23 protein-coding genes are annotated in these 24760 nt (G+C 70.0%); 6 read left to right on the forward strand and 17 right to left on the reverse strand.

Features of this window, described 5'->3' with window-relative positions:
* Position 1: 1 nt before the first annotated feature.
* From VF632_RS26680 to VF632_RS26715, 9 genes are all read right to left on the reverse strand, one after another.
* Positions 2 to 475 carry a DUF2442 domain-containing protein gene (locus VF632_RS26680; RefSeq protein WP_331026006.1) on the reverse strand — a complete coding sequence of 158 codons (474 nt, stop codon included), beginning with the start codon at positions 473 to 475 and terminating at the stop codon, positions 2 to 4.
* Positions 465 to 698: a DUF4160 domain-containing protein gene (locus VF632_RS28340; RefSeq protein ID WP_414682917.1), complete on the reverse strand. Its 234-nt coding sequence runs from the start codon at positions 696 to 698 to the stop codon at positions 465 to 467. Before VF632_RS28340 ends, VF632_RS26680 begins: the two co-directional genes overlap by 11 nt.
* Before the next feature lie 32 nt (positions 699 to 730).
* A complete protein-coding gene (locus VF632_RS26685; protein ID WP_331026007.1) occupies positions 731 to 1021 on the reverse strand; it encodes a CBU_0592 family membrane protein in 291 nt (96 codons plus the stop codon).
* Between the two features lie 39 nt (positions 1022 to 1060).
* Positions 1061 to 2476 carry an amidohydrolase family protein gene (locus tag VF632_RS26690; protein ID WP_331026008.1) on the reverse strand — a complete coding sequence of 472 codons (1416 nt, stop codon included), beginning with the start codon at positions 2474 to 2476 and terminating at the stop codon, positions 1061 to 1063.
* A gap of 53 nt (positions 2477 to 2529) precedes the next feature.
* Positions 2530 to 3831, reverse strand: a complete 1302-nt coding sequence (locus tag VF632_RS26695; RefSeq protein ID WP_331026009.1) for a hypothetical protein — start codon at positions 3829 to 3831, stop codon at positions 2530 to 2532.
* A 123-nt stretch (positions 3832 to 3954) separates the two neighbouring features.
* A complete protein-coding gene (locus VF632_RS26700) occupies positions 3955 to 5205 on the reverse strand; it encodes a glutamate-cysteine ligase family protein (RefSeq protein WP_331026010.1) in 1251 nt (416 codons plus the stop codon).
* An 8-nt stretch (positions 5206 to 5213) separates the two neighbouring features.
* Complete coding sequence (gene egtD, locus VF632_RS26705) at positions 5214 to 6179, reverse strand: L-histidine N(alpha)-methyltransferase (RefSeq protein ID WP_331026011.1); 966 nt, start codon at positions 6177 to 6179, stop codon at positions 5214 to 5216.
* Positions 6172 to 7497: an ergothioneine biosynthesis protein EgtB gene (gene egtB / locus VF632_RS26710; RefSeq protein ID WP_331026012.1), complete on the reverse strand. Its 1326-nt coding sequence runs from the start codon at positions 7495 to 7497 to the stop codon at positions 6172 to 6174. Before egtB ends, egtD begins: the two co-directional genes overlap by 8 nt.
* 828 nt (positions 7498 to 8325) lie before the next feature.
* The gene (locus VF632_RS26715; protein ID WP_331026013.1) at positions 8326 to 8868 is read right to left on the reverse strand and encodes a DNA-3-methyladenine glycosylase I; all 543 of its coding nucleotides are present in this window, start codon (positions 8866 to 8868) and stop codon (positions 8326 to 8328) included.
* 310 nt (positions 8869 to 9178) lie between these two features.
* Here VF632_RS26715 and VF632_RS26720 point away from each other — a divergent pair, with 310 nt between their 5' ends.
* The 6 genes from VF632_RS26720 to VF632_RS26745 all read left to right on the forward strand — a co-directional run bounded on the left by VF632_RS26720 (position 9179) and on the right by VF632_RS26745 (position 16861).
* On the forward strand, positions 9179 to 10120 hold the full coding sequence (locus VF632_RS26720; RefSeq protein ID WP_331026014.1) for a hypothetical protein: 942 nt from the start codon (positions 9179 to 9181) through the stop codon (positions 10118 to 10120).
* A 149-nt stretch (positions 10121 to 10269) separates the two neighbouring features.
* The gene (locus tag VF632_RS26725) at positions 10270 to 11646 is read left to right on the forward strand and encodes an aspartate aminotransferase family protein (RefSeq protein ID WP_331026015.1); all 1377 of its coding nucleotides are present in this window, start codon (positions 10270 to 10272) and stop codon (positions 11644 to 11646) included.
* A 336-nt stretch (positions 11647 to 11982) separates the two neighbouring features.
* Entirely contained in the window at positions 11983 to 13041 is a 1059-nt protein-coding gene (locus tag VF632_RS26730; RefSeq protein WP_331026016.1) for an alkaline phosphatase D family protein, read from the forward strand.
* A gap of 242 nt (positions 13042 to 13283) precedes the next feature.
* On the forward strand, positions 13284 to 14216 hold the full coding sequence (locus VF632_RS26735) for a TIGR01777 family oxidoreductase (RefSeq protein ID WP_331026017.1): 933 nt from the start codon (positions 13284 to 13286) through the stop codon (positions 14214 to 14216).
* Positions 14217 to 14551: 335 nt separating this feature from the next.
* Positions 14552 to 15118 (forward strand): MSMEG_3727 family PQQ-associated protein, encoded by a 567-nt coding sequence (locus VF632_RS26740; protein WP_331026018.1) that lies wholly within the window; start codon positions 14552 to 14554, stop codon positions 15116 to 15118.
* Between the two features lie 12 nt (positions 15119 to 15130).
* A complete protein-coding gene (locus tag VF632_RS26745; protein ID WP_331026019.1) occupies positions 15131 to 16861 on the forward strand; it encodes a PQQ-dependent dehydrogenase, methanol/ethanol family in 1731 nt (576 codons plus the stop codon).
* A gap of 58 nt (positions 16862 to 16919) precedes the next feature.
* On the opposite strand, the gene pdeM is transcribed toward VF632_RS26745, so the two are convergent.
* The 8 genes from pdeM to VF632_RS26785 all read right to left on the reverse strand — a co-directional run bounded on the left by pdeM (position 16920) and on the right by VF632_RS26785 (position 24735).
* Positions 16920 to 17573 carry a ligase-associated DNA damage response endonuclease PdeM gene (pdeM, locus tag VF632_RS26750; protein WP_331026020.1) on the reverse strand — a complete coding sequence of 218 codons (654 nt, stop codon included), beginning with the start codon at positions 17571 to 17573 and terminating at the stop codon, positions 16920 to 16922.
* Positions 17570 to 20065 (reverse strand): ligase-associated DNA damage response DEXH box helicase, encoded by a 2496-nt coding sequence (locus tag VF632_RS26755; RefSeq protein WP_331026021.1) that lies wholly within the window; start codon positions 20063 to 20065, stop codon positions 17570 to 17572. Before VF632_RS26755 ends, pdeM begins: the two co-directional genes overlap by 4 nt.
* Positions 20066 to 20152: 87 nt before the next feature.
* Complete coding sequence (locus VF632_RS26760) at positions 20153 to 20707, reverse strand: nuclear transport factor 2 family protein (protein ID WP_331026022.1); 555 nt, start codon at positions 20705 to 20707, stop codon at positions 20153 to 20155.
* A gap of 109 nt (positions 20708 to 20816) precedes the next feature.
* Positions 20817 to 21662, reverse strand: a complete 846-nt coding sequence (locus tag VF632_RS26765) for a hypothetical protein (RefSeq protein WP_331026023.1) — start codon at positions 21660 to 21662, stop codon at positions 20817 to 20819.
* Positions 21663 to 21764: 102 nt separating this feature from the next.
* A complete protein-coding gene (locus VF632_RS26770; RefSeq protein ID WP_331026024.1) occupies positions 21765 to 22631 on the reverse strand; it encodes a class I SAM-dependent methyltransferase in 867 nt (288 codons plus the stop codon).
* A 13-nt stretch (positions 22632 to 22644) separates the two neighbouring features.
* Positions 22645 to 23442, reverse strand: a complete 798-nt coding sequence (locus VF632_RS26775; protein ID WP_331026025.1) for a DUF5995 family protein — start codon at positions 23440 to 23442, stop codon at positions 22645 to 22647.
* Between the two features lie 106 nt (positions 23443 to 23548).
* The gene (locus tag VF632_RS26780; RefSeq protein ID WP_331026026.1) at positions 23549 to 24094 is read right to left on the reverse strand and encodes a hypothetical protein; all 546 of its coding nucleotides are present in this window, start codon (positions 24092 to 24094) and stop codon (positions 23549 to 23551) included.
* Positions 24095 to 24606: 512 nt separating this feature from the next.
* Complete coding sequence (locus tag VF632_RS26785) at positions 24607 to 24735, reverse strand: hypothetical protein (protein WP_331026027.1); 129 nt, start codon at positions 24733 to 24735, stop codon at positions 24607 to 24609.
* Between the last annotated feature and the right edge of the window lie 25 nt (positions 24736 to 24760).

Below are 24760 nucleotides of genomic sequence, written 5' to 3' on the forward strand. Positions count from 1 at the left end.
TTCAAGCCGCCGCTGCCGGATCGGTTTCGGCCTTACGCCCGCGGGGCACACGGCGTGTCGCTTTCGTGGTCGCAGTCGTAACGTTGGCCTTGGGAGTGGATTCAGCCGCACTGTCCTTGTCGGCCAACTCGCTCTCGATCTGCCGCATCCACGCCTTGTTGCCGAACCTGCCCGCCACAAGCCCTGGGATGCTGAAGTCGATATCCAAGGCGTCCCACCGCAGGCCGATACCATACGGGTAAACCTCAACCTGTGAGAGAACGTCGCCGGAGACGCCCCGCAGGCCCTGACACAGGTCTGCCGGGAACTCGTACGCACACCCGTTCTTCAACTCGATGCGTACGCGCCTGGTTACCGGATCGAACGTCGCTGCGCGCGCGCGTGGCTCAGTGCGGTCGGCTTCAGCGGTCCTCGCGTCGGCAGCGGCAAGCTGCTCCAGGATCTCAGCCTTCGTCAGCCGCCTCTCACGTGCCATGGATCTCCCTCCAGTTGCGTAGCATCTTCTCGCGCTCCCTCTGGACGATTGCGAGCGCACGCATCGCATCGTTGTCCTTCATTCCTCGCCTGTTCCGAACTCCGACGGGTGAAAGGTTGATCAGCATCTGCCGGCCCCCTTTCCACACGTGAACGTGGGGAGGCTCGTGGTCTTCAGACCAGATGCGGAACGTGAAGCCGGATTCGCGATGTACGGTGCCCATGCACCCTACAGAACACGGTCCGGCGGCTCCCGTCAAGGATCATGATTGCCGAAACTCGTTGCACCACCGGCACTTGCGCGTGCGGGCGGTGGCGGCTTCGGTGGCTTGATGAGCGGCGGGATGGAGAGCAGCGCCCACGTTCCCTCCAGCAGCACGAACCCCCATCGCTGGTCGATGGTGGCCACCCAGGCCAGCAGCGCCCCTCCCACCAGGTTCATCGCCGAGTACCATCGGTTTTCCCGCCCCATCCAGCCGCGCTGGTACGAAAAGTACGCGCCCAGGATCAACAGCGCGCCGACAAAGGAGATGACCTGGAGGAACACGGGCCGCCGGGAACGGGGAATCGCAATCGGACAGATGGATTACCTGCGGTTCCCGTGCCCGGAGCGGCGCGCGTACTCCTCCGCGCGGCGGAAGAGCGCGGCGCGGTCGACCACGCGCCCGTTCGCGATGACGGTGTGGATGCGGCGTGTGTTGCGGATGTCGGAAAGTGGATCCGCATCCAGCAGCACGAGATCGGCCAGCCTGCCGGGCCGGATGGTGCCGAGCGAGTCGAGCGCGCCCAGGTAGGCGGCCGGGTTGTACGTCGCCGTCCGCAGCGCCTCCATGGGCGTGAGCCCCGCGCGTACGAGCAGCGCCAGCTCGTCGTGCAGCGACAGGCCGGGGACCAGATAGGGGAGCGGCGCGTCCGTCCCCGCCAGCAGCCGCACACCCGCACGATGCATCTCGCCCGTGCGCTCCAGGCTGAAGAAGGCGGCGACGGTGGAGGTGTCGCTAGGCTCGGCGCGCTGGAGGCGGGTACGCCACAGGGCCAGCATGGGGCCCGGAACGTAGCGGTGCGCCGACGGGTGCATCACCGAGGTGTCGCCCCGGGCCATGTACGGCTGGTAGACGGCCAGGGTGGGCGTCAGGGCGGTGCCGGAGTGCGCCAGCATGCTGATCACGGCGGCACAACGCGCGGGATCGTACGTGGCCCGCATGCGGCGCGCGTGGTCGCGGATGGTCGCAAGCTGGAGCGCCGGCGGCGCGTCGGGCGGCGCCTCGGCGAGTTCGCGCCGCAGCGCCTCGTCCTCGGAGGAGCAGGCGCGCATCAGGTCGTCCTCGTGCTCCATACCGTCCTGGTGCCGGGCCGCTTCGCGCGTGCTCACGCCGTGGGGGACGTGGCCGGCCATCTTCACCCCGCGCCGCCGCGCCTGGTCCGCCGCGGCGAAGTACGCATCGCGAGGCACCCTGGAGTACATCTTGATGAAGTCCGCGCCGGCGGCCACGAGCGAATCGACCGCCCGCCGCGCCTCGTCCGCCGTGGCGGCGTGCGCCACCCACGGGGTGCGGTTGGCGGGCCCGTCCAGCCGCCCGCCAATCACCATCCGCGGGCCGGCCAGCCGCCCCGCGCGCACCTCGCCCGTCCAGAACCGCGCGCTGTCGACGTAAAAGCCCATGTCGCGCGCCCCGGTCACGCCATGCGCCAGCAGGAGCGGCGCGGCGAAGTCCGGAAACTCGTTGCCAAAGGCGTGGACGTGCATGTCCCACAGCCCGGGGATCAGCCACCGCCCGCGCCCGTCGATGCGCCTGGCGCCGCGCGGCACCGCCGTGGACGCGCTCGGCCCCACGGCGGCGATGCGGCCGCCAACCACGACGACGGTCTGGTCCACCCGCGCAGGCGCGCCGGTGCCATCGATCACCACCACGTGTGTGATGGCAATCGGCGCATCGGCCGCGTCGGCGGCCGCGCATCCGCTGCCCGACAGGGCGATTACGAGCGCGGCTGCGAGTCGCACGGCGGACATCAGCTGATGTGCCCGGAAGCGTCCGGACGAATCCGGCGCGGGCATCAGTCGATCCAGCCGGCACCGCCCCCGCTGAATCGCGGGTTCACCACGGGGCTGACGCGAGAGCCGAAGGTATACGACACTCCCATCGTCATGAAGTACTGAAAGCCGGTCGCCAGCTGCCGCCGGCGAAGCAGCACCTCCTCGTCCGTCGCCTCGCCGGCCGCCAGGTAGATCTGGTCGCGGAGGCGGTTGTAGGAGCCGCTCAGGTCCAGCGACAGCCCGCGCATCAGGTTCAGCTCTACCTGGCCCCCCAGCTGAAAGCGGTTCTGGGCGAAATTGTCCAGAAAGCTCCCCGCCGCCGCCCCCACGTCGATGCTGCCCCACGGCTGTCGCGCCACCGCGCCAACCCGCAGCATCTGCTGCACGCGCCCCTCTTCCGTGCGCTCGAAGACGGTGCGCTCCAGGTAGTCGTACCACGCGGGGCCCACCGAATAGCGGGCGGTCAGCTGGCGCCGGGTGGACTCGGAGTACGGAAACAAGTTGTACTCGATGGCCGGGGCAATGCGGACCGCCATGTCCTGGTTGTAGTAGGTGGACCGCGACGCGGAGCCGGTGATGCCCGCCGAAACGTGTGCGCCCAGGCTGCGGACCGCGAGAACGTCCAGGCCACGGCCGGACTGCGCGTTGGTGAACACCGTGGCGGAATCGATCTCGAACCGCGTTTCGCTCTCGCTGCCGTTCAGGGAAAGCCTCAGCTTCCACTGCTCGGTGATCCGGGACGCGCTCAGCGATCCGTACAGGTTGCGGCTGGAGTACGTCTGCTCGCCATTCAGGAACGTGCGCCCGCTCACCTGCATGGTCCAGTGGTTCCACGGGTCGCGCGCCGGCGCTGCGGCCTTCGGCGAGTCCGGCGCGGTGTACGTTACGCGCAGGTTGGCGGCTTGCGGCGTCTCGGCGGCGTAGCGCACCAGCCCCAGCTTGATGGCCCCGGCGAGCCCGGACCGGCGCGCCTCTTCCGAGGCATTGGGCTCGCTGTTGTACGTGAGCGTGGAGTTCACCCCCGCGTACCTGCCCTGGCCCAGAAAGGCCAGGGTGTAGGCGCTGCCCCCCGCCCCCGTCTCCTGGCTGGTGATCAGCACGTGCACCTCGGCGTCGCCGCGGTCGCGCACGTGGGTGACGAACGCGATCTCCGTCTGAAAGAAGTCGCGGTCGCAGTAGAACCCGCTGCAGTCCAGGTACACGCGAACGGCCGTGCCCTGGGCATGGGGGGTGCCCGTCGTCTGCGCGTGGACGGCGGGCGACAGGGTTGCTGCCGTCGTTGCGCAAACGAGCACGGCCGCGGCGATCCGCAGGATCTTCATGTGTGTGGTGTTCGGGGGGACGGCAAAGGCGGGGATTGCGACCGGGAGTACAACGCTGGCGTGCGGCGTACCCGGACGCACCAGCCGGGTTCCGGCCCGGCGAACATCGTTTGCGTGCGGCCGTCAGGCGGGGATGGAGCCGGCGATCGCGTCGAGGATGTCGTCCGCGGGGGAGCGCGCCTGGCGCGTGTAGCGGGCGAAGAACTCGGCGGCTTCGTCGATGTCCTCTCCGCCGAAGAACGCGGGCATCGCCGCGGCGCCGGAAAGCGCGATGCCGGCCAGCTCCGCGGCGGTCGCGGCAATGCGCGGGTCGGAGAGCCCGTCGCGCCCAGCCCCGACAAGCAGCGCGGGATCGGGGTCGCCGAGGAGATCGGCGGCGGCATGCAGGCTGGGGGCGTGATAGGCGATGCCGGCCAGCAGAACCAAGGGCGCGGCGTACCACTCCGGCGCCACGACGTCGGCCGAGCGGACCTCGGCGAAGCCTTTGGGGCGCACCTCGGGAAAGAGCGTGGTCAGGTGCAGGTGCCAGTCTTCCATCCGCACGCACCCGCGCCGGTTCCACTCGTCGAACGAAAGGAAGCCCGGGCCGGGTGACATCACCATCGGCGCCCGCAGGGCGAAGTCCAGGTACTCGGCCACGGGGTCGTCACAGGCGAAGCACCCGGTGCGGCCCCCGTCCAGCTCGCGCCACACCCGCGCGCGAAAGCTGCGGTCCCCGGTCGGCTCGCCGCGGTAGACGGGCGAGCTGGCGAAGATGGCGGTGACGTACGGCGCCATGGCGTTCCACACCCGCCAGCGCGCGAGCGGATCCGCCCCGAAGTCCAGGCTCACCTGCATGGCGGCGGTCTGCCGCATCATCCGCTCGCCGCCGGTGCCGAGCGACTGCATGAACTCCGTCATCCGCACGTAGCGCGCGCCAGGCAGCTGCAGCGGCACCGTCTCGAGCCCGTTCCGCGGCTCGATGCCCACGGACAGCAGTTCCACGCCCTCCTCCCGCATCTCCCGGGTCAGCGGCGCGACGGCGGCGCGAAGGCCCTGGACCAACGCCGTCGCGGACGGCAAGGCCGGGGCGCTCAACTCGATCTGCCCGCCCGGCTCGTACGTGATGATCCCGCCGTCGGGGAGGACGAACCTGGGGACGCCGTACGAACTGGGCTCTTCGCGCCAGCAGTGGCGCTCGGCAAACTGGCGGAGGAGCGGCAGCGTGGAGGGCCCGTCCGCCGCCTGGATGGGCACCTGCACCCCGCTTTCGGCGGAGACAGGGATCAGCTCCACCTCCGCGCCGATGCGCGGGCGCGGGACGGAACGGGCGGGCGACAGCGCGAACGAGTTTTCACGCAGGTCGGAGAGCAGGGCGGCGCGGTCCAGCGTCATCGCTCCGCTCACCCCACCGGTGACGCCAGCACCAGCGCGTAGAGCGCGTCGTCGTCCGTCGTCCACTCGTCCACTCGCAGCCCCGACGCGGCGAACATCGCATCCACACTGCCGCGGTCGTGCTTGGCGGAAATCTCGGTGCGGATGGTTTCGCCCGCCGTGAAGGAGAACGTGCCGGCACCGGGCACGGCCACCACTTGCTCTCGAAGCGCCACCAGGTGCATCTCGATCCAGTGGTCCACCGCATTGTACGACGCCCGGTGCTCCCAGGCGTCCACGTCGAAGTCCGCCCCCGCCTGGGCGTTGACCACGCGCAGCATGTTGCGGTTGAACGCGGCTGTCACCCCCGCTGCATCGTTGTAGGCCGCCTCGATCACCGCGGGGTCCTTGCGCAGGTCTACGCCCATCAGGAACCGGTCGCCCCCGCTCATCCGCTCGCGCACCCGCCGCAGGAGGGCCACCGCGTCGTCCGGCGCGAAGTTGCCGATGGTGCTGCCCAGGAACGCGTGCATCGCCGGCGCGGGCAATCCATCCGGAAGGGCGAACGCGTCCGTAAAATCCGCCACCACCGGCACGACCTGGATGGATGGATAGTCGCGGCCGATCCGCCCGGCCGACTCGTCCAGGAACTCGGCGCTCACGTCCACCGGCACGTAAACGGACGAATCCGCCGCCGCGCTGATCGCGTCCAGCACGATGCGTGTCTTTTCCGCGCTGCCGGCCCCCAGTTCGATGAGGGCTCGGGGCTTCAGCGCGGCGACCCACACGGGCATCCAGCGCGCCAAGAGTGTCCGCTCGGTGCGCGTCAGGTAGTATTCGGGAAGCCGGGTGATCTCCTCGAACAGTCGCGAGCCGTGCTCGTCGTAAAAGAAGCGCGGCGGCAGCTCCTTCCGCGGGCGCGACAATCCATCCGCCACGGCGCGCACGGCGGTGGCATCCACGGCCGGGGAGGGCGGGAGGGCGACGTCAGTCATCCTGCGCCACCCGGAAGCCGCTGAAGATCTGTCGCCGGATGGGGTAGTCCCAGTTGCGGAAGGTGTTGCGGATGGCGCCCGGCCGCGTGGCCCACGATCCGCCGCGCAGCACCTTGTAGTCGGGGCCGAAGAACACCTCGCTGTACTCGGGATAGGGAAACGTCTGATAGCCGGGCCAGGGCGCGAAGTCGCTGGACGTCCACTCCCACACGTCGCCGATCATTCCGTAGCAGCCGATGGGCGACAGGTTGCCCGGATAGGCGCCCGTCTGCGCCGGCTCGAACGAGAGCTGGTCGAGGTTGGCGTCGAACGCGGTCGGCGGCTCGTCGCCCCAGGGATACGTGCGCTTGGTGGCGGATGCGGGATCCCACGACGCGGCCGCCTCCCACTCGTGCTCCGTCAGCAGGCGCTTGCCGGCCCAGTTGCAGTACGCCTCGGCCTCGTACCAGCAGACGTGGCACACGGGGCGGTCGGGATCGACGGCCATCTCGCGGTCCATCGACCGCGTCCACCACGCGCCGTCGTGCCGCTCCCAGAACTGCGGCGCCACCAGCCCTGCGTCCTCGCGGTGCTTCCATCCCGCGTCGGACCACAGGGCCCGCGCCTGGTATCCGCCGTCCTCGATGAAGCGCGCGAACTCGCCGTTGGTCACCGCCCACGCGCCGATGCGGAAGGGCGCCAGCTCCACCGCGTGCCGCGGCCGCTCGTTGTCGTACGCCGCCGTGCGGTCGTCCGTGCCGATCTCCACGGTGCCGCCGGGAAAGCGGACCATACCGTCGTCGTCAGCCGCCATCGGACGCCCGCGCGGCGTGGCGATGGCGCGCGGCGCTCGGTAGCGCGTTTCGTCGCCCCTCAGCTGCAGGGCCTGCAGGATGGTCTCATTGTGCTGGTACTCGTGCTGGGCGACCATGCGGTAGACGTAGCCGCCGTCCAGCAGCCCGGGATCGGCGCGGCCGGCGTCGCCCGCCTGCACGTGGTCCAGCACGGTGCGGCGGACGGAGGCCATGTGGTCCAGCGTGTCGGCCAGGCGGGGAAGCGCCAGCTGGCCGCGGACGGAGCGGGGGTTCTCGAACGGGTTGAACATCCCCGGCATTTCGCCGAAGCGCACCGGCCCCTCCAGGTTGCGCACCAGCCATAGCTCCTCGAAGTGCGCGATGTGGCCCATGTCCCACACGACGGGGCTCATGAGCTTGTCGTGCTGGTTCATCAGCTCGGCCTCGGGGACGGGCGAAACCAGCAGCAGCGTGCGCTCGCGGGCGTCCTGCAGCAGGGCCGCGACTTCGCGCGGAGTGGGAGTGGGCGGGTGGGGGCGGGACATGAAACCAGTCTCTGGTGGTCGCATAGTGGCGGGATCAAGCTAGACCTGCCCGCCGGGGAACGCCACGATGTTGTGGATGATCACGGGAGGCGTGTGCGCATGTCGCAGGTTTGTCGCACGAAAATTTGATGCCGCGCCCGGTTGGAGGGCTCGAAGCGCGAGTTGTCATCCAGAGGGCCCAAGCGCACAGAACTCGCCCGCAGCACACCCGCCGCGGGCCGAAGGAGCCAGCCTGGGGCACGTACAAGCCAGGGCGCGGCAGCGGTCACGGATGCAGAGGGCCTCGGCTGCCGTGGGGCCCTCACCCGTCCTCGCCTAGGCTCGTCCACCCTCTCCCACAAACAGCGTGGGAGAGGGGGTACACTTCGGGGGTTTGGCGCACGACAGCGCCCACAGAGCAGGGGCCCCGGCTCCGCTGGGGCGACTAAAGTCGCGGCAACAAAGGCCCAAAGTCCGCCTTCGCGGACTGCTCGCGCAGTGGTGTGCGCGAGGCCAGCCGGAGCGCGGTTCAGGTCTCCCCCTCCCCTGCGCAGCGGGGGACGGGGGCCGGGGGGAGGGGGCTCTGGCGGCATGCACCGGCACCCCATCGAACCCCACCTGAAGTTCTCCCCTCTCCCGGCGCAGTTTGCCGGGGGAGGGGTCGGGGGAGGGGCCACCCGCGGCATGCGAGGCACCCAGTCGAACCGCGATCGACGTTCTCCTCTCTCCCGCGCAGTTTGCGGGGGAGAGGCCGGGAGAGGGGGCACCGGGCTGGCTCCCTTCCCCCGCGGGGTTTGCGGGGGAAGGGCTGGGGATGGGGGGCGCTCGTCGCACCCACCCGATCCAGCCTCACCCGGACCGAACTTCCGCCCACGCCGGCCCCGCCGCGAGCACTCGCGCGTAGACCGGGCACTCGGGCGTGTGCGCGCCGCGAAGGTAGCCGGTGCTCATCAGGAACTCGCCCACGATCTCGCCGCCCGTAAAGCGGAACGTCGTTTTGAACAGCTTCACCCACTCCGCCTTCTCCCGCGGATGGTGCGCGTTCAGCCATTCCGCGAATCCCCCGTACTCCGCGCGAAGCTGCTGGATTCGGCGGGCGTTCTCGATCACCGCGTCCACCTTCAGCCGGTTGCGGATGATGCCGGCGTCCGCCAGCAGGCGCGCGCGGTCCTCGTCACCGTACGCCGCCACCCGATCCACGTCGAACCCGTGGAACGCGGCGCGGAAGGCGTCGCGCTTCTTGAGGATCGTCAGCCACGACAGCCCGGCCTGGTTGATCTCCAGCGCCAGCCGCTCCAGCAGCTCATCGTCCCCCTCCAGCGGAAAGCCGTATTCGTGATCGTGATAGGGGCCGTGGACGGGATGGCCGGGCGCGGCGTCGCAGTAGGACATTGGGAGATGCGTGGGTGCGTTGGTGCGTCAGTGCGCGTTGGTTGACGATGCGGCGGCGTCGCGGGATTGGCAACGATCCTGGCGGGCGGATGCAGCGTTCGGGGACCGTGGCGCATCCAAGCGGGTAGAGCAAGTGTGATCGGCGTGGCTGACGGCGCCCCTGCGGCCATTTTCCGCAACGCCGCTTTCGCCCGATCGCCTTCCTATTTCCCGAACGGCGGGTGCGCGCTAGTATACCCGTTCACCCCGTCTTGATCCGGAGATCCGTTCATGGCCGGCAAACACACGGCGCGCCCACGCGCGGCAAAGCATGTCTGACCTCCAGGGCGACGCGCCGCGGCACCTTCCGTTCGTCCTGGGCATCGTCGGCGACTCGGGCAGCGGCAAGAGCACCGTGGCCCGCGGCGTCCGCGAGCTCATCGGCCCGGCGCGCGTGTCGACGCTGGAACTGGACGATTACCACCGGTACAGCCGCGCCGAGCGCCACGAGCTGGGGCTGACGCCGCTGAACCCGCTGGTGCACAACCTGGCGCTGATGCAGGAGCACCTGCAGCTGCTGCGGCGCGGGCGGCCGGTGCGCAACCGCAGCTACGACCACACCGACGGCAGCTTTGGCCCCATGCGCACGCTGGAGCCCGAGGAAGTGGTGCTCGCCCGCGGGCTGCTGGGCTTTCCCACCGACGAGCTGCGGTCCGTGTACGACCTGGCGGTGTTCCTGTATCCCGAGCCGGACCTGCTCTTCCGGTGGAAGCTTCGGCGCGACACCAAGTCGCGCGGCTATACCGAAGCCGAGGTGCTCAAGAGCATCGCCCGCCACCTGGTAGACAGCAAGCTGTACGTGCTGCCCCAGGCCGACCGCGCCGACCTGGTGGTGCGCTACGAGATTCCCGACTGGGAGGCGCCCGACTCCGAGGTGCAGACCACGCTGGTCCTTCGCCGCGCCGCGGCCGACGCGGTGCGCAGCGATGGAATCCACAGCCTGGGCGCGCACGTGGCGATGGAGGACGGCGAGGGCGGCGACCTGACGGTGCGCGTCGCCAGCACCCTGCCCCGCGAGGTGGTGGATGCGTGGGGACGCGACCGGTTCCCGGAGAGCTACGACCAGGCCGCGTTCGGCACCTACCAGGACGAGGCGGGCGAAGAAGGGCACCTGGTGCCGCTGGCGTTCACCGAAATCCTGATCGCCGACCTTACGCAAAAGCTTCGGCGCCCGACCGAATCCCTCGCCAACGCCGCCGGATCAGCCGTCTGAGTTCTACGGCCATGGAGAACTCCGAACGGGCGTCGTGGTGATCCACGGCGCCCGTTCTCGTTGGTTCGCGAGCACGCACTTCTTGCCGTGGGATGCACACATCGGCAAACTCCCCGCGGACGCCACGATCAACCACGAAGCCGAGCCACGTGCCCGAGCCGCTGTCCGGAACCGCGCTCCCCTCCATCGCAGTCCCGCCGCCGGGGCCGGCGTCGCGGCGCCTGTCCGACGAGCTGGCGCGCTACGAATCGCCCAACGTTACCTATCGCGCGCCGGATTTCCCTGTGTTCTGGGACGAAGCGCGTGGCGCCAACGTGCGCGACGTGGACGGAAACGTGTACGTGGACCTCACGTCCGCGTTCGCGGTGGCGGGGCCCGGGCACGCTCATCCGCGCATCGTGCGGGCGATCCAGGACCAGGCGGGGCGGCTTCTGCACGGAATGGGCGACGTCCATCCCCCGGCCATCAAGGTAGACCTGCTTCGCGCGTTGGCCGAGGTGGCGCCCGGCGGGCTCACCCGCAGCGTGCTGGCCAGCTCCGGGGCCGAGGCGGTGGAGGCGGCGCTCAAGACGGCCGTCATGGCGACCGGCAAGCCGCGCGTCCTGGCATTCCACGGCAGCTACCACGGCCTGACCTACCGCGCGCTCTCCGTCTCCAGCCGCGAGGACTTTCGCGCGCCCTTTTCATCGCAGCTGGGCGCGCCCGGCGTGTTCGTCCCGTATCCCTACGCCTACCGCTCACCCTTCGGTGGCGGCGCGGAGGAGGTGGGGGCGGCGGTGCTGCGGTACATCGAGCACGTGCTCGACACGCCAGGAACCGCGCACGAAGGGATCGGCGCCATCCTGGCGGAGCCCATCCAGGCCCGCGGCGGCGACGTGGTGCCACCGGACGACTTTCTCCCCGGCCTGCGCCGCATCTGCGACGAGCGCGGGCTGCTGCTGATCCTAGACGAGATCTACACCGGCTTTGGCCGCACGGGGCGGTGGTTCGCCTGCGAGCACTGGGGCGTGGTGCCGGACCTGATGGTGGTGGGCAAAGGGCTCACCGGCGGATTTCCATTTGCCGCCTGCATCGGCACCGACGCGGTGATGGGCGCCTGGCCCGTGTCGACGGGTGAGGCGATCCACACCTCCACGTTCCTGGGCCACCCCGTAGGATGCGCCGCGGCGCTGGCTTCCATCGCCGTGCTCCGGGACGAGCGGCTGGTGGAGCGGTCGGCGGAGCTGGGGGCGCGGATGATGGCCCGGCTGGCGGAGATGACGGCGGACCATCCCCGCGTGGGCGAAGTGCGAGGGCGGGGGATGATGATCGGGGCGGAGCTGGTGCGCGACCGCGGCACCCGCAAGCCCGCGCCGGAGCTGGCGGGGTGGATGATGGTGGAGGGACTGCGCCGCGGGCTGCTGCTGCTAGGCGGGGGGATTCATGGAAACGTGCTCTCCTTCTCCCCGCCCTTCGTGCTTACGGACGAGCAGGCGGATCACGCGTTGGGAGTGATCGGCGAGATCCTCGACGAGATACGCGGGTAGGGAGCGCTCGCCCCGGCTGGGCTGGGGCGACTGAAGTCGCGGCAACCACGGCCCAAAGTCCGCCTTCGCGGACTGCACGCGCAGTCGAGCGCACGACGCCAGCCGAACCGCGAACGAATTCTCCCTTTCCCCTGCGAAGCGGGGGAGAGGGCCGGGGAGGGGGCTACCAAGGCATGCGAGGCAGCCAATCGAACCCCGATCGAATTTCTCCCCTCTCCACATGCGCAGCATGGGGGGAGGGGCCGGGGGAGGGGCCCGCCGCGGCATGCGCCGAGCCCAGTCGAACCCCGGCCGAAGTACACTCACAGCCGCACCGTCCCTGGACCGAACCTGACGATGCCGACGATCAACATCCGCAGTCTGCTCGTGCTCACCGCGCTCACGGCAGCCGCGTGTGTGGAATCACCCGGCCCGCAAGCGCCGCCGCCCGCGCCAGCATCTACCGCGTCGTCGGCGACCACCGCCGCGACCACGTCGGGGGCGGTGTCGCGCATCGCCTTCGGGTCGTGCAGCGACGAGGACCGGCCACAGCCGCTTTGGCAGCACGTGGTCGCCGACGATCCCGACGTGTGGGTGTGGCTGGGCGACAACATCTACGGCGACACGACGGACATGGCCGTGATGCGCCGGAAGTACGCCCGCCAGAAGTCGCACCCGGGGTACCAGGCGCTGCTGGGCACGGCGTCTATCATCGGCACGTGGGACGACCACGACTACGGGGTGAACAACGGCGGCAAGGAGTTTCCGGCCAGGCGCGAGAGCCAGCAGGTCCTGCTCGACTTTTTCGACGTGCCCGCTGACAGCCCGCGCCGTACCCGTGCCGGCGTGTACGAGTCGTACGTCTACGGCACGCCCGGGCGCCAGGTAAAGGTGATCCTGCTGGACACCCGATTCCATCGCGACACCATCGGCTCGGGTGGCGACATCCTGGGAGACGAGCAGTGGGCGTGGCTGGAGCGCGAGCTGCGGAACAGCCGGGCGCAGGTGAACCTGATCGGGTCCGGCATCCAGGTGGTGCCGCAGGACCATCGGTTCGAGAAGTGGGCGAACTTTCCCGCGGAACGGAATCGTCTGTTCCGGCTGATCGCCGAGACCCGCGCGCCGGGGGTGGTGTTCCTCAGCGGCGACCGGCACATCGCCGAGATCTCGAAGCTGGAGGGAAGCGCAGCCGGCTATCCGCTATACGACATCACCTCCAGCGGCCTGACGCACACGTGGCTCGAGGACCGGCCCGAAGAAAACCGGCATCGGGTGGGCGAAAAGGTGGTGGCGCTCAACTACGGCGTGCTCGACATCGACTGGCAGGCCCGCACCCTGCGATTCACCATCCGCGACGACGAGCGCCGGACGCGCCTGGAGCAGGTGATTCCGCTCGCAGAGCTGCAAGCGCGGTAAGTGCGTGAGTGCGAAAGTGCGAAAGTACCGAGGCGCGCCCCAGACTGTAACTCACGACGCGGCGTGTAGTCCACGAAGGTGGACATCGTGTGGTTGTTGCTGCGAATTCATTCGCCCGGGCGAGCCGGGACCTGCACCCACCCAGCCGGAGCCTGCACCGTCCCAGCCGGGCATTGCACCGCCAGCCGGGCCCTGCACCCGGCCCAGCCCGGGCCCGCATCCTGTTCCCTAGCATGGCAGCCATGACTGATCACACGCCGACCTCCCCCGCCCCGCCGATGCGCGTGGCCATCACCGGCTCCACCGGCCTGATCGGCGCCGCACTCGTGGATCGGCTTCGGACGGAGGGGCACACGGTGGCGCGGCTGGTCCGCTCGCGCGCCAAGGCCGGGCCGGGTGACGTGATGTGGGACCCCGGCGCGGGGACCATCGACGCCGCGGCGCTCGAAGGGGTGGATGCCGTCGTTCACCTGGCTGGCGAGAACGTCGGCACGCGGTGGACAGAGCAGAAGAAGCGGCAGATCATGGAAAGCCGTGTGAACGGGACGCGGCTGATCGCCCAGACGATCTCAGGGCTGCAGCAGAAGCCGCGCGTGCTGGTGCAGGCGTCGGCGACGGGAATCTACGGTGATCGCGGGGACGAGGCCGTCGACGAATCCAGCGCTCCCGGCACCGGCTTCCTGGCGGACGTGGGACGGCAGTGGGAGGCCGCGTCCGCACCCGCCGAGCAGGCCGGCATCCGCCTGGTGAAGCTGCGGTTCGGCGTGGTGCTGAGCCGCAAGGGTGGCGCGCTGCAGCGGCTTCTGCTGCCCTTCCAGATGGGAGTCGGCGGGCCCATCGGCAGCGGGCGGCAGTGGATGCCCTGGCTTTCGCTGCCCGACGCGGTGGAGATCGCGATGACGGCCATCCGCGACGACCGGCTGCACGGCCCCGTGAACGCCATCACCGGCAGCGTGCGCAACGCCGATTTCACCACCACGCTCGGCCGGGCCGTCAACCGCCCCGCGTTGATCCCCGTCCCTGGCTTCGGGCTGCGCCTGGTGTTCGGGCAGATGGCCGACGAGGCGCTGCTCGCCGGCCAGCGCGCCGAGCCCCGGCGCCTGCGCGAGATCGGCTTCACCTATCGTCATCCCACGCTCGAAGACGCCCTGCACGCCGCCCTCCGCGACCGCTGACCCGCACGCCACGCCCCGAGAGTGGCGGGCCGACTCCCCCTGCTCTGCCGCTCGGCGCCGCATCCCTCTTTTCTCGGATACCCTCATCCGACGCTGCGTCTGCGGGAGGCCGTATCACGCCTTCCGTACGCTTTTCCGCCTTGGACAAACCCGGCACATTCTCTGCGGGCGGCTCGCCATCCGCTGCTCGGGCACCCCTGCGTGACCCGCGGCGGCGTGCGTGGGCGTTCCTGCTGGCCCCGCGCGGCCGGCAATCAATCCCGCGTGGATGAATGCCGCCTGTCACCCTGCGCGCTGGCACGTGCGCCGGGCCACGAAAACCTCGGGAGGGGCGCATGAGGGTGGGAACGTTGGGGAAGGTGGCGGCGGCCGTGCTCCTGGGCGCATCGCTGAGCTCGTGCAACTACGTCAAGCTCCTGCGGCCCAGCGTGCTCCGCCAGCTAAACCCGCGGATGGTGAACTTGGTCAACTACCTGCCGAAGGTAGAAGACCCCAACGAGGCCATCGTCGCCCGCCTCTTCGCCCACGGCGGCCTGAGCCACGCCGAGCGCGGCGCCGACGGCGTGTATCGCCAGTTCGTGCGCATCCCGCCAGGCGAGTACATCTGGCAGCCCGCCATCATCGTCGTGCCACAGGGCGGCGAGCTGGAGCTGGAGTTCCAGAACGACGACCCCTTCTCGTACCACGCCGTGACGCTCCCGCACTCCGGCAACCGCCAGGCGATGATGCTGCCGATGCAGACACGCGGGCGCGCCCGCATTCGCCTGGACGCACCGGGCATGTACTGGTTCGGCTGCCCCGTCGCCAACCACGCACCCCGCGGCATGCTGGGGCTGGTGCTGGTGGAGGGCGAAGTGCCCCCCGAGGCCAAGCTGGACCGTCCCCGCCAGCGCCGGCCGTAAAGGAGACATCTGATGCGTACAGCATTCATCGCTGTCCTGGCGCTTTCGGCCGCCGCCTGCGCGGGCCCGCGGCCGCAGTATCCCGTCACCCGCACCGCCGCACCGTTCCCCGCGTACAACGAGGCCATCCGCGGCACGGCCCCCAACGTCACCGCCACCGTCACCGGCGACCGGCTGACGCGCGCACGGGCGGAGCCGCAGAACTGGATGACGTACTACGGCGCGTACGACGGCCAGCGCTTCAGCTCGCTGGACCAGGTGAACACGACCAACGTGTCGCGGCTGCGCCCCGCGTGGAACTTTCAGTTCGCCCCCATCGGGCTGATCGCCACCCCCGCCACCTACTCGTTCGAGGCGGCGCCCATCGTGGTGGACGGGGTGATGTTCGTTTCCGGGTGGGACGGCTACGTGTGGGCGCTCGACGCCGTCACCGGGCAGGTGCTGTGGCAGTACCAGCACGCGATTCCCCTGGACGTCCCCCTCTGCTGCGGCAACGTGAACCGCGGCGTGGCGGTGGCGAAGGGCAAGGTGATCGTGGCCACGCAGAACGCGCACCTCGTCGCGCTCGACGCCACCAACGGCCAAAAGGTGTGGGAGCAGGTGTTCGGTGACGTGCGAGCGGGCGAGAGCGCCACCATGGCACCGCTGGTGGTGAAGAACATGGTGATCGTGGGCAGCTCGGGCGCCGAGTACGGCGTGCGCGGCCACATGGACGCCTTCGACATCGACACGGGCCGGCGCATCTGGCGGCGCTACAACGTGCCCCGCCCAGGCGAGCCCGGAATCGAGACGTGGGGCGGCGGCGATGCGTGGGAGCGCGGCGGCGGCACGGCCTGGATCACCGGCACGTACGACCCGGAGCTGGACCTGGTCTACTGGGGCACGGGTAACCCCGGCCCCGTCTTCGACGACCGCGAGCGCCCGGGCGCCAACCTGTATACCAGCTCCGTCGTCGCCATCGACCCGGACGACGGCACCACCCGCTGGCACTACCAGTGGACGCCCACGGACGTGTGGGACTACGACGGGGTGAACGAGAACATCCTGATCGATCGCGACGGGCGGAAGCTGCTGGCCCACTTCGACAAGAACGGCTACTACTTTCTGCTGGACCGCACCAACGGCCAGCTGGTGACCGTCACGCCCTTCGCGCGCGCCACCTGGGGCGACATCGACCGCGCCGGCCGCGTGACGCCGCGGCTGAAGCCCACGCCGCAGGGCACGGAGATCTGCCCCGGTCCCGCGGGCGCCAAGGAGTGGCCGCACGCGGCGTACAACCCGCGCACCGGCCTGCTCTACGCACCCATCATCGAGGCGTGCGCCGAGTTCCGGGTGCGGCCGGTGGAGTTCCGCGAGGGACTGTTCTACCTGGGCGGCGAGGCCGAGGTGAAGGGCGAGCAGTGGGGCCAGGTGAAGGCGATCGACCCGATGACCGGGCGCGAGGCGTGGTCGTGGCGCGCGCCGCACCCCATGGTGGCCTCCATCCTGACGACCGCGGGCGACCTGGTATTCACGGGTGAGCCCAACGGTTATTTCAGCGCCTGGAACGCGCGCACGGGCGAGGTGCTGTGGCGCTACCAGACGGGCAACGGCATCCACAGCAATCCCGTGACGTACTCGGTGAACGGCAAGCAGTACATCGCCGTCCCGACCGGCTGGGGCGGCTGGCTGGAAGGCTTCGCGCCCGAGATGTTCGGCGCGCCACGTGGGACGGCGTTGTTCGTGTTTGCGCTACCGGACTGAACTGCAGTGCGTTGGTGCGTGGAGCCGGTCCTGGGAGCGTCCCGGGGCCGGCTCTCGTTCAGGTGATTTCGATTACCTGCGCGTCCGCAACCACGTACAGCCGGTCGCCTTCGCTGACGGGCACGTCCGCGGTGCCGGTGAACTCCCCGAACGCGGGGAGGATGCCCACCCGCGGACCGAAGTGGAAGCAGGGGAGCCGCTGACGCTGACGCCCGATCCCCCGCAGGGTGACGGAGGGGTGGATGTGCCCGGCGAGGATGTAGCACGCCGGCGCGGGCTCCGGGTGGTGCGCGTAGGCGAACGGCGCATCGGGGAGCGGGCCGTCCACGCACTGGATGCCCAGCTCGCCCGGCGGGTCGCCCGCGTGCCGGTCATGGTTGCCGCGTACGAGCGTGATGCGCAGATCCGGATGCGCGTCCCGCCACCGCGCGAGCGCATCCAGCGTCGCGGGCGCCCGGCTGGCACGCGCGTGGAAGAAGTCGCCCAGGTACACCAGGCGCTCCGCCTCCGTACGCTCCAGCGCCGCCGTCAGCCGGGCGAGCGTGTCCGCCGTCGTGCCGCCCGGGACGGCCAGCCCGTGCGCCCGGAACGCCGCCGCCTTGCCGAAGTGCGGATCCGCCACCAGCAGCGTGCGGTTGGATGGGCGATACGCGGCGCGCTCCGGGAGAAGCACCAGGCGCTCGCCGCACAACTCGATCTCCAGGTCCTTCATCGCCCCGTGTCCGCCGCCTTTTCGAGAGCCACCTTCATCCGCTGCACCCGGTCTCCCACCGACTCGCTGGTGACGGAGTTGCGCGTGCGGTCCACCAGCAGCGGGAAGGCCAGCGGCGGCGTGCGCTTCGGCTCGGTGATCACCACGCGGCCAGCCGAAAGGCGCTCCAGCGTCTGGCCCAGGCGGCTGCTTTCCAGCTGCCGCTCCATGACCTCGCGGTGCGCCTGGCTGACCAGCAGGTTGCCGGGATCGTACCGCGTGAACACGTCGAAGAACAGGCCGCTGGAGGCCTGCAGCTGCCGGGCGGACTTGCCCGCGTACGGAAAGCCCTGGAACACCAGTCCCGCCACCCGCGCGATCTCGCGGAACTGCCTGCGGGCCATCTCCGCCGCGTTCAGCGAAGCGGGAACGTCGTCCACCAGGCCGTGCGGCGAGAGCAGGCCGGCGGCCAACGCCTCGCCCAGCGGGGCAGGCTCGGGCGACAGCAGCTCCACGCCGTAGTCGTTCATCGACATGGTGAACGAGATGGGCACCAGCCGCGAGATGCGGTACGCGAAGAGCGCCGCCAGCCCCTCGTGCACCAGCCGGCCGTCGAAGGGAAAGAGGAACAGGTGGTGCCCCTCGCGCGTCTTCACCCGCTCGATCAGCAGCTCGTCGGCGCGGGGGATGCGCGACCAGCGCGCCTGCACCTCCAGGATGGGACGGATGGCCTCCATCTCGGGATCGCGGAACACGCCGCGCGACGCCTCTTCCAGCCGGGCGCGCAGCGAGGCGGCCAGTTCGGTGGAAAGCGGCATCCGCGCCCCCATCCACCGCGGGATCAGCCCCTTGGTGGATTTTGTACGCCGCACCCAGGCCGTCATGTCGCGCACGCGGACGAACTCCAGCGGCTTCCCCGCGAAGACGAAGCGGTCGCCGGGGTTCAGCCGGGCGATGAAGCTCTCCTCCACGCTGCCCAGCCGCGCACCCGCCACGTACTTCACCGTGATGGACGCGTCGCTGACGATGGTGCCGATGGACATCCGGTGCCGCCGGGCCACGCCGCGGTCCTCCACCACGTACATCCCGTCGTCGCGCACCACCACGCGCTGGAACTCGGGATACGCACTCAGCGCATCGCCGCCGCGGGTGACGAAGTCCAGCACCCACTGCCACTCGTCGTCCATCAGCCCGGCGTACGAGCGGGTGGTGCGCACCTCCGCCTTCAGCTCGTCCGGGCGGAATCCGCCACCGAGCGCCACGGTGACCACGTGCTGGGCCAGCAGGTCCAGCGGCCGTTCCACGGGATGGCGCGACTCCACCGAGACCGCACGGACCCCGTCACGGGCCGCGGCCACCTCGATCAGCTCCAGCGTATTCGTCGGCACGCAGGTGACGCGGCTGACGGCACCCGGGCGGTGCCCACTGCGCCCCGCGCGCTGAAGCAGGCGCGCCACGCCCTTGGGCGAGCCGATCTGGAGCACGCGGTCCACCGGCGAAAAGTCCACGCCCAGGTCCAGGCTGGACGTCGCCACCACGCAGCGCAGCTTGCCCGTGCGCAGGCCGTCCTCCACCCAGTCGCGGCGCGCGCGGTCCAGCGACCCGTGGTGAAGCGCGATCTGCCCCGCCCAATCCGGCCGCGCCTCCAGCAGCGCCTGGTACCAGATCTCCGTCTGCGAGCGCGTGTTGGTGAAGACGATGGCCGTTTCGCCCTCTTCCACGGCATCCACCACCTGCGGAAGCATCTGCGTGCCCAGGTGCCCGGCCCAGGGAAACCGCTCGATCGTGGGCGGAATCAGCGAATCCACCACGATGTCCTTGGGCACCAGCCCGCGCACGATCCGCCCGGGGCTGGACTCTGCGCGCACGCCCAGCAGCGCGTCCCGCGCGTCGTCCAGGTTGCCGATGGTCGCCGACAGCCCCCACGTCCGCATCCCGGGCCGCCAGGCGCGCAGCCGCGCCAGGGCCAGTTCTGCCTGCACGCCGCGCTTGCTGCCCATTAGTTCGTGCCACTCGTCGACGATCACCGCGCGCAGGTCAGAGAACAGCGCCTGGGCGTCGTCGCGGGACAGGAGCAGGGCCAGGCTTTCGGGGGTGGTGACCAGCGCGGTGGGAAGGCGCGTGCGCTGGCGGGAACGGACGGCCGCGGAGGTGTCGCCCGTGCGCGACTCCAAGGTCCACGAGAGTTCGAGGTCCGCCAGCGGCGCGCGCAGGGCGGCCTCGGTGTCGGCGGCAAGGGCGCGCAGGGGGGTGATCCACAGGATGCGCAGCGGCGGCGCTTTGGCTCCCGTGGCCGATCCCTCGGCGAGGGACTCGAGCACGGCGCCCATCCACGCCGCGTACGTCTTGCCCGTTCCCGTCGCCGCGTGGATCAGCCCGCTCTCGCCATCCAGGTACGCGCTCCACACCTCGCGCTGAAACGCGAACGGCTCCCAACCCCGCGAGGCGAACCAGCGCTCGGCGGGCTCGATCCGTGGGTCGGAAGTCGTGTCAGGGCGGCGGATGCGGATCATGGAACGGATCCCCAATCAACATCCGCGCCCGAACGTCGGTGCCGTCAGACGGATGTGATTTCAGCACCCCGCGCAGGACGGCATCGGTCAGGGCGGCGGGATCAGGCTGCTGTGCGACGCCACCAGCTGCCACCGCCCATCGCGAAAGTGCCAAACCTCCGTGTACCGGGCCGTGCGCGTGTACGGACCCGTGTCGTCGCTCCCCGAGGTCTCCAGCCGAAAGGTGGCGACCGCCACGTCGCCGTACGGCTGCACGCGAAGCTCCGTCACGCGGTCCGCCCCGCCGCCCGTGGAGGATAGGATGCCGGCCATCTCCTGTGCCTTGGTGGTCACGCGTCCCGTCCGGCCGGTGGTCGCGACCAGTTCGTCAGCCAGGTGCCGCTGGAACCAGGCGGTGTCCTTCTGCTGTACGGCGCGAGCCCACTCCACCTCTTCCAGCCGCCGCACCTCTCGTTCGGCTTCGGCGGGTGATTTTCCCGTCACGGCGGGCTGCACCGCGGCCGGCGCGCAGGAGGGGAGCATGGCAAGCATCACCACGCCGAACGCTTTCCAGAAGGCGCCGCTCACGGCACAGATGGGCGCGCTCCCCGCTTTCAGCCGGCGCACGAACGGGTGCTGGCGAGGGTGGCAGAAGATGTTCATCGAATGCGGCGGGACGGGGGGATGGCCGGGCGGTACCTGCCCTTGCGGATGAACGCGCAGAACCGCGCGAATCACTGCCATCGGATTGGGCGGGCCGAGCACAACCGGGTCAGACCGTCTCGATCCCGAGCAGTCGGCGGGTGCTGTCGCGAAGGCCGGCGTCCCAGCGGGCGGACTGGCGATCCTCCAGGGCCAGGTCGTCATCGGAAAGCATCGCGTACGCGTTCCACCCGCCGATCAACAGGAGCAGAACGACCATCCCGATCCCTTCCGCGGCGTCGGGAAAAAAACCGAAGATCACCTTCGTAACGGCCAGCAGCACCAGCGTGGTCCTGATCCCCGGCGCGTAGCTCCGCAGCTCGGCCAATGGCTCGGAGGCCCGTACGCCATGCCATTCCGCCTCCGCGGCGAAGGCGCGGATCAGGCGGTACATCTCGTCCGTGGGCGGCGCCTGGCGCAGCGTCATCGCCGCGCCGCTGGTGCCCACCACGCGCAGGTACGCGCTGTCCAGGCTCTCGGAATCGCGATACGAGGCGATGCCGTCCCACCGGATCAGCGTGGTCACCTCGCCGCCATGCGCGCGAAGCATCCGCTGGCTGATGCCCCGCTCGTCCACGACGAATTCCGCCATCGGCCGGGCGAGCCTGCGGTACAGCGCCCGCGCGCCCGCCGCGCCGGCGACGAGGACGCATCCGCCCGCGATCACCAGGCTGGACGCGTCCGTCGTCCAGCCGATGAACATCCCGATCAGGGACAGGAGCGCCAGCATGATCCAGGCGGCGGCGACCGTCACCGCGACGTCCCCGTCCACCGTGCGGAGGGTGATGCGGGCGTGGGGAGCCTCACGCGGCGCCTCGTCCAGACCCGCGACGACCGGCAGGTGCGCCGGTTCCAGGTCCGTCCCGAACAATGCCCACGGATCGGGCGTGCGGGTCTGCGCTTGGGCGACGTGCATTATCGCCTGATGGCCAGGATCCGGGGCTCGCGCGCTCCGCGACGGACGGCGGAGGTCGTGCAGGCAAATACGGACCGCTGGCCGCGAAGATTCAGCCGAACGTCAGCCGTCGCGGCGGACCGACACACCGTACATCAGGGGGAGGTCCGGATAGCCCTCCGGCATCCGGAAGCGGCGGCCCGGCTCGGCGCGCATTCCGGGGAAGGGAGCCCATCCGTTGCTGTACATCCACTCGCGCAGCACCTCGATGCGCAGCCCCGCGCCGATCAGCGCCTGGACGATCTCCGCCACGCCCCACTGGAAGTCGTACGAGCGATGCGGATTGTGGAAGTCCTTCACGCCTTCCGTGCGCTCGCCCGCGATCAGACCGTCGCCGGAAACAGCGACGTAGTCACCCACGCCTTCTTCGGTTTCGATGGGCTCGCGGCTGGAGTAGGGAAAGCGCAGGCGCAGGTCTTCGTCGTACATCGTGGCGGCGGGATGGAACTCCACCAGCACGAACCGCCCACCCGGGGCCAGGATGCCCGCGATTCCGCGCGCCCACGCATCCAGGTCCGTCAGCCAGCACACGGCGCCGTACGACGAGAAGGCCAGGTCGAAGCGCCGCCCGCCGCGCGCCGCCTCGGCCAGCCAGGCATAGACGTCGGCACGCTCGAAGGTGGCGGGAACGCCGCTCTCGGCCGAGAGGCGCCGCGCGAAGTCGATCGCCTCGTCGCTGATGTCCACGCCGGTGGCCACGGCGCCCAGCCGCGCCAGGCTGAGTGTGTCCTGCCCCGCGTTGCACTGCAGGTGCACCAGCGTTCGGCCGGCGAGCGGACCCAGCAGCTCCAGCTCTTCGGGAAAGAGCGTGCTGCCGCCGCCGCGGAGGAACGCGGCCTGGTCGCCCTTGTGGCTGTTGTGCGCCACCGTGGCCGCGTTCCACGACAGGCGGTTGGCTTCGTGAAGATCGGTGCGAACGGATTCCGACATGGGGCAGACGCCGTCAGGCGGGGATGGATGCGGCCGTGGCCACGTCCGCGGCGGCGACGGAGATGCGGAACTCGCCCTGCGCCAGCGAGCGGATGTTCGCGGCTACGTCGGTACTCTCCTTGTGCCGCAGGACGCGCGCGAAGATCCCGTCGGCCAGGATGGCGGCGGAGGCGATCGCGGCCTCGTCGTCACGCCGGGCCATCAGCGGCACCTGCTGCTGCAGCGGCAGCGGCGCGAGCGCCGAGGCGAATGCCCACGACATCGCTCGCGCGTCGTCCATCGCAAAGCCCACGATGTGATTCTCCACCGCCGGCGCAACGCGCGACAGCAGCGCGAACTCCGGCGAGTCGCGGCCGATCTCGCCTTCTACCGTGGGCGTGAGCGAGGCGAGAACGGTGTTGATGCGGTCGAAGTCGGTCTTCAGCCCGGGCAGCTCGGCGCCGGGGCAGGTGCGCGCGGCGGCGATGCCCAGGTCCAGCGTGATGTGTGCGTTCATCGCCGCCAGCAGGTGCTGAAGGATTACGGGCGTGGGGCTGAGCGTGGCCTCGAACGCCTTCAGCCACACCCGGCTGGGGAGCTGCCCCGCGCGCCATGCATCCAGCGCGTCCAGGAACCGCGTGGCGAAGGTCACGTCCAGCCGCTCCATCCGCGGCCCATCCTGGAACTCTCCCGTGCGGATGCCCTCGCGCACGGCCAGCGTCACGCGGTTGTACAGTGCGGCGAAATAGCCGATGCGATCGCCGCGCGCGACCGCGTCGTCGATGATGGATTCGAGCCGCGCGATGACGTCGTCGATGCTCTGCGGTTGCATGGTCGTGTAGAGGTGGGGTGGGCCGGCGGGACGAACGGAGGAACGAATCCGAATCCGCCACAAACATTACCTGCCCACCAATCCACCAGCAAGCGACACGGCCCAGTCACGCGGCCCGTGCCGTCCCGGCAGCGGTGAGCACGATCTCCCGAAACGGGTCCAGCCCGTCAGCATACACTGCGTCGAACCGGTCCAGCGCCCCGACGGTTTCGCGGAGCGGTGGGCTCATCCATCCGATCAGGTCCAGCGCAATCGCGTGCTGCTCGCGCAGGTCGCGCCAGTGCCAGATGGGCTCATGGTGAAACGCGCGGTTGCGCAGGTGCCGCACCCGGTTCAGCAAGGGAGACAGCGCCTTTCGATTCCTGAACCGCTTGGGTGCGTCGGCGAAGATCTTCTGCCCGAACAGCCTCGGCCACAGGATGCGCGTGTTCTCGTAGCGCACGTCGAAGAGCGTGGTCCAAAATCCGAACGTCAGCTCCGCGACAAGCCGACAGGGCTCGGGCGGTTTTCCCGCATCGCGGAGGCGCGCCTTGGCGCCAGCGACCTTGCTACGGTCGCCCGGCAGCAGGACAGCCGTGTCCAGCCAGCAGGGCACCTGCGCGAGGCTTGGCGACGCGGTGAACGGGTACGATGCGCAGCCCGCGTCGAACACCGCGTTCCGAAGGGCGACCTCCAGCGTCTGCAGCGTCGGATACGTGGCCTCGCACAGAGCGATGTTCCACAGGTATCTGCTCAGAACATCCACCCAGGGCACGCCGGCCCCACCGTACCCGCCCAGGCGCTCCCGTGAGAGTGCCTGCCAAACGGCACGAGCGTACGGGTCTTGCGCAACGTCGGTTATCACGCTATCATTGTGAGCACTGTCCCCGGGCTATTGCTCTCCCGACCTCGCGTCGGTGATCAACCCGGGGTTTTCTTTTGTCCGGACGTAAAGTTAGCAGCGTGGACAGGCTCATCCAAGGAACTTTTCCGGACAGCCGTGACATCAAGAAAAAGACGCGGAGCCCAGTGGCCCCGCGCCTTTTTGCTTTCGACCCTCCGACAGAGCGCCAGATCCCGCCGTCGTCGGCCCTGCGGCTGTTCACCTGCTGCAGGAAGATAGATAGAAACGAGGCGCGGAACCGGTTGGATGAGGCGCCTCGTGTCGTTGTGGTTCGGGCTGGGTCAGCGAGCCACGGCGGCGCGGCGCCATCCGGCGAGCCCGGGAACCGGGGAGGCGGCGGGCACCAGGCCCACGGCGATCATCACGCTGCGCACCGACTTCGAAACGAGCTTGTATGTAGAGGCGAACATCTTGGTGCTCCGTCTTTCCGTTAGG

It is taken from the genome of Longimicrobium sp. (genome assembly GCF_036388275.1).
Classification (GTDB): domain Bacteria; phylum Gemmatimonadota; class Gemmatimonadetes; order Longimicrobiales; family Longimicrobiaceae; genus Longimicrobium.

Bases quoted from the DNA above. Each gene is read 5' to 3' on its own strand.
- VF632_RS26680 (WP_331026006.1), bottom strand. From the start codon at position 475: ATGGCACGTGAGAGGCGGCTGACGAAGGCTGAGATCCTGGAGCAGCTT.
- VF632_RS28340 (WP_414682917.1), bottom strand. From the start codon at position 698: ATGGGCACCGTACATCGCGAATCCGGCTTCACGTTCCGCATCTGGTCT.
- VF632_RS26695 (WP_331026009.1), bottom strand. From the start codon at position 3,831: ATGAAGATCCTGCGGATCGCCGCGGCCGTGCTCGTTTGCGCAACGACG.
- VF632_RS26700 (WP_331026010.1), bottom strand. From the start codon at position 5,205: ATGACGCTGGACCGCGCCGCCCTGCTCTCCGACCTGCGTGAAAACTCG.
- egtD (WP_331026011.1), bottom strand. From the start codon at position 6,179: ATGACTGACGTCGCCCTCCCGCCCTCCCCGGCCGTGGATGCCACCGCC.
- egtB (WP_331026012.1), bottom strand. From the start codon at position 7,497: ATGTCCCGCCCCCACCCGCCCACTCCCACTCCGCGCGAAGTCGCGGCC.
- VF632_RS26715 (WP_331026013.1), bottom strand. From the start codon at position 8,868: ATGTCCTACTGCGACGCCGCGCCCGGCCATCCCGTCCACGGCCCCTAT.
- VF632_RS26720 (WP_331026014.1), top strand. From the start codon at position 9,179: ATGTCTGACCTCCAGGGCGACGCGCCGCGGCACCTTCCGTTCGTCCTG.
- VF632_RS26730 (WP_331026016.1), top strand. From the start codon at position 11,983: ATGCCGACGATCAACATCCGCAGTCTGCTCGTGCTCACCGCGCTCACG.
- VF632_RS26735 (WP_331026017.1), top strand. From the start codon at position 13,284: ATGACTGATCACACGCCGACCTCCCCCGCCCCGCCGATGCGCGTGGCC.
- VF632_RS26740 (WP_331026018.1), top strand. From the start codon at position 14,552: ATGAGGGTGGGAACGTTGGGGAAGGTGGCGGCGGCCGTGCTCCTGGGC.
- VF632_RS26745 (WP_331026019.1), top strand. From the start codon at position 15,131: ATGCGTACAGCATTCATCGCTGTCCTGGCGCTTTCGGCCGCCGCCTGC.
- pdeM (WP_331026020.1), bottom strand. From the start codon at position 17,573: ATGAAGGACCTGGAGATCGAGTTGTGCGGCGAGCGCCTGGTGCTTCTC.
- VF632_RS26755 (WP_331026021.1), bottom strand. From the start codon at position 20,065: ATGATCCGCATCCGCCGCCCTGACACGACTTCCGACCCACGGATCGAG.
- VF632_RS26760 (WP_331026022.1), bottom strand. From the start codon at position 20,707: ATGAACATCTTCTGCCACCCTCGCCAGCACCCGTTCGTGCGCCGGCTG.
- VF632_RS26765 (WP_331026023.1), bottom strand. From the start codon at position 21,662: ATGCACGTCGCCCAAGCGCAGACCCGCACGCCCGATCCGTGGGCATTG.
- VF632_RS26770 (WP_331026024.1), bottom strand. From the start codon at position 22,631: ATGTCGGAATCCGTTCGCACCGATCTTCACGAAGCCAACCGCCTGTCG.
- VF632_RS26775 (WP_331026025.1), bottom strand. From the start codon at position 23,442: ATGCAACCGCAGAGCATCGACGACGTCATCGCGCGGCTCGAATCCATC.
- VF632_RS26785 (WP_331026027.1), bottom strand. From the start codon at position 24,735: ATGTTCGCCTCTACATACAAGCTCGTTTCGAAGTCGGTGCGCAGCGTG.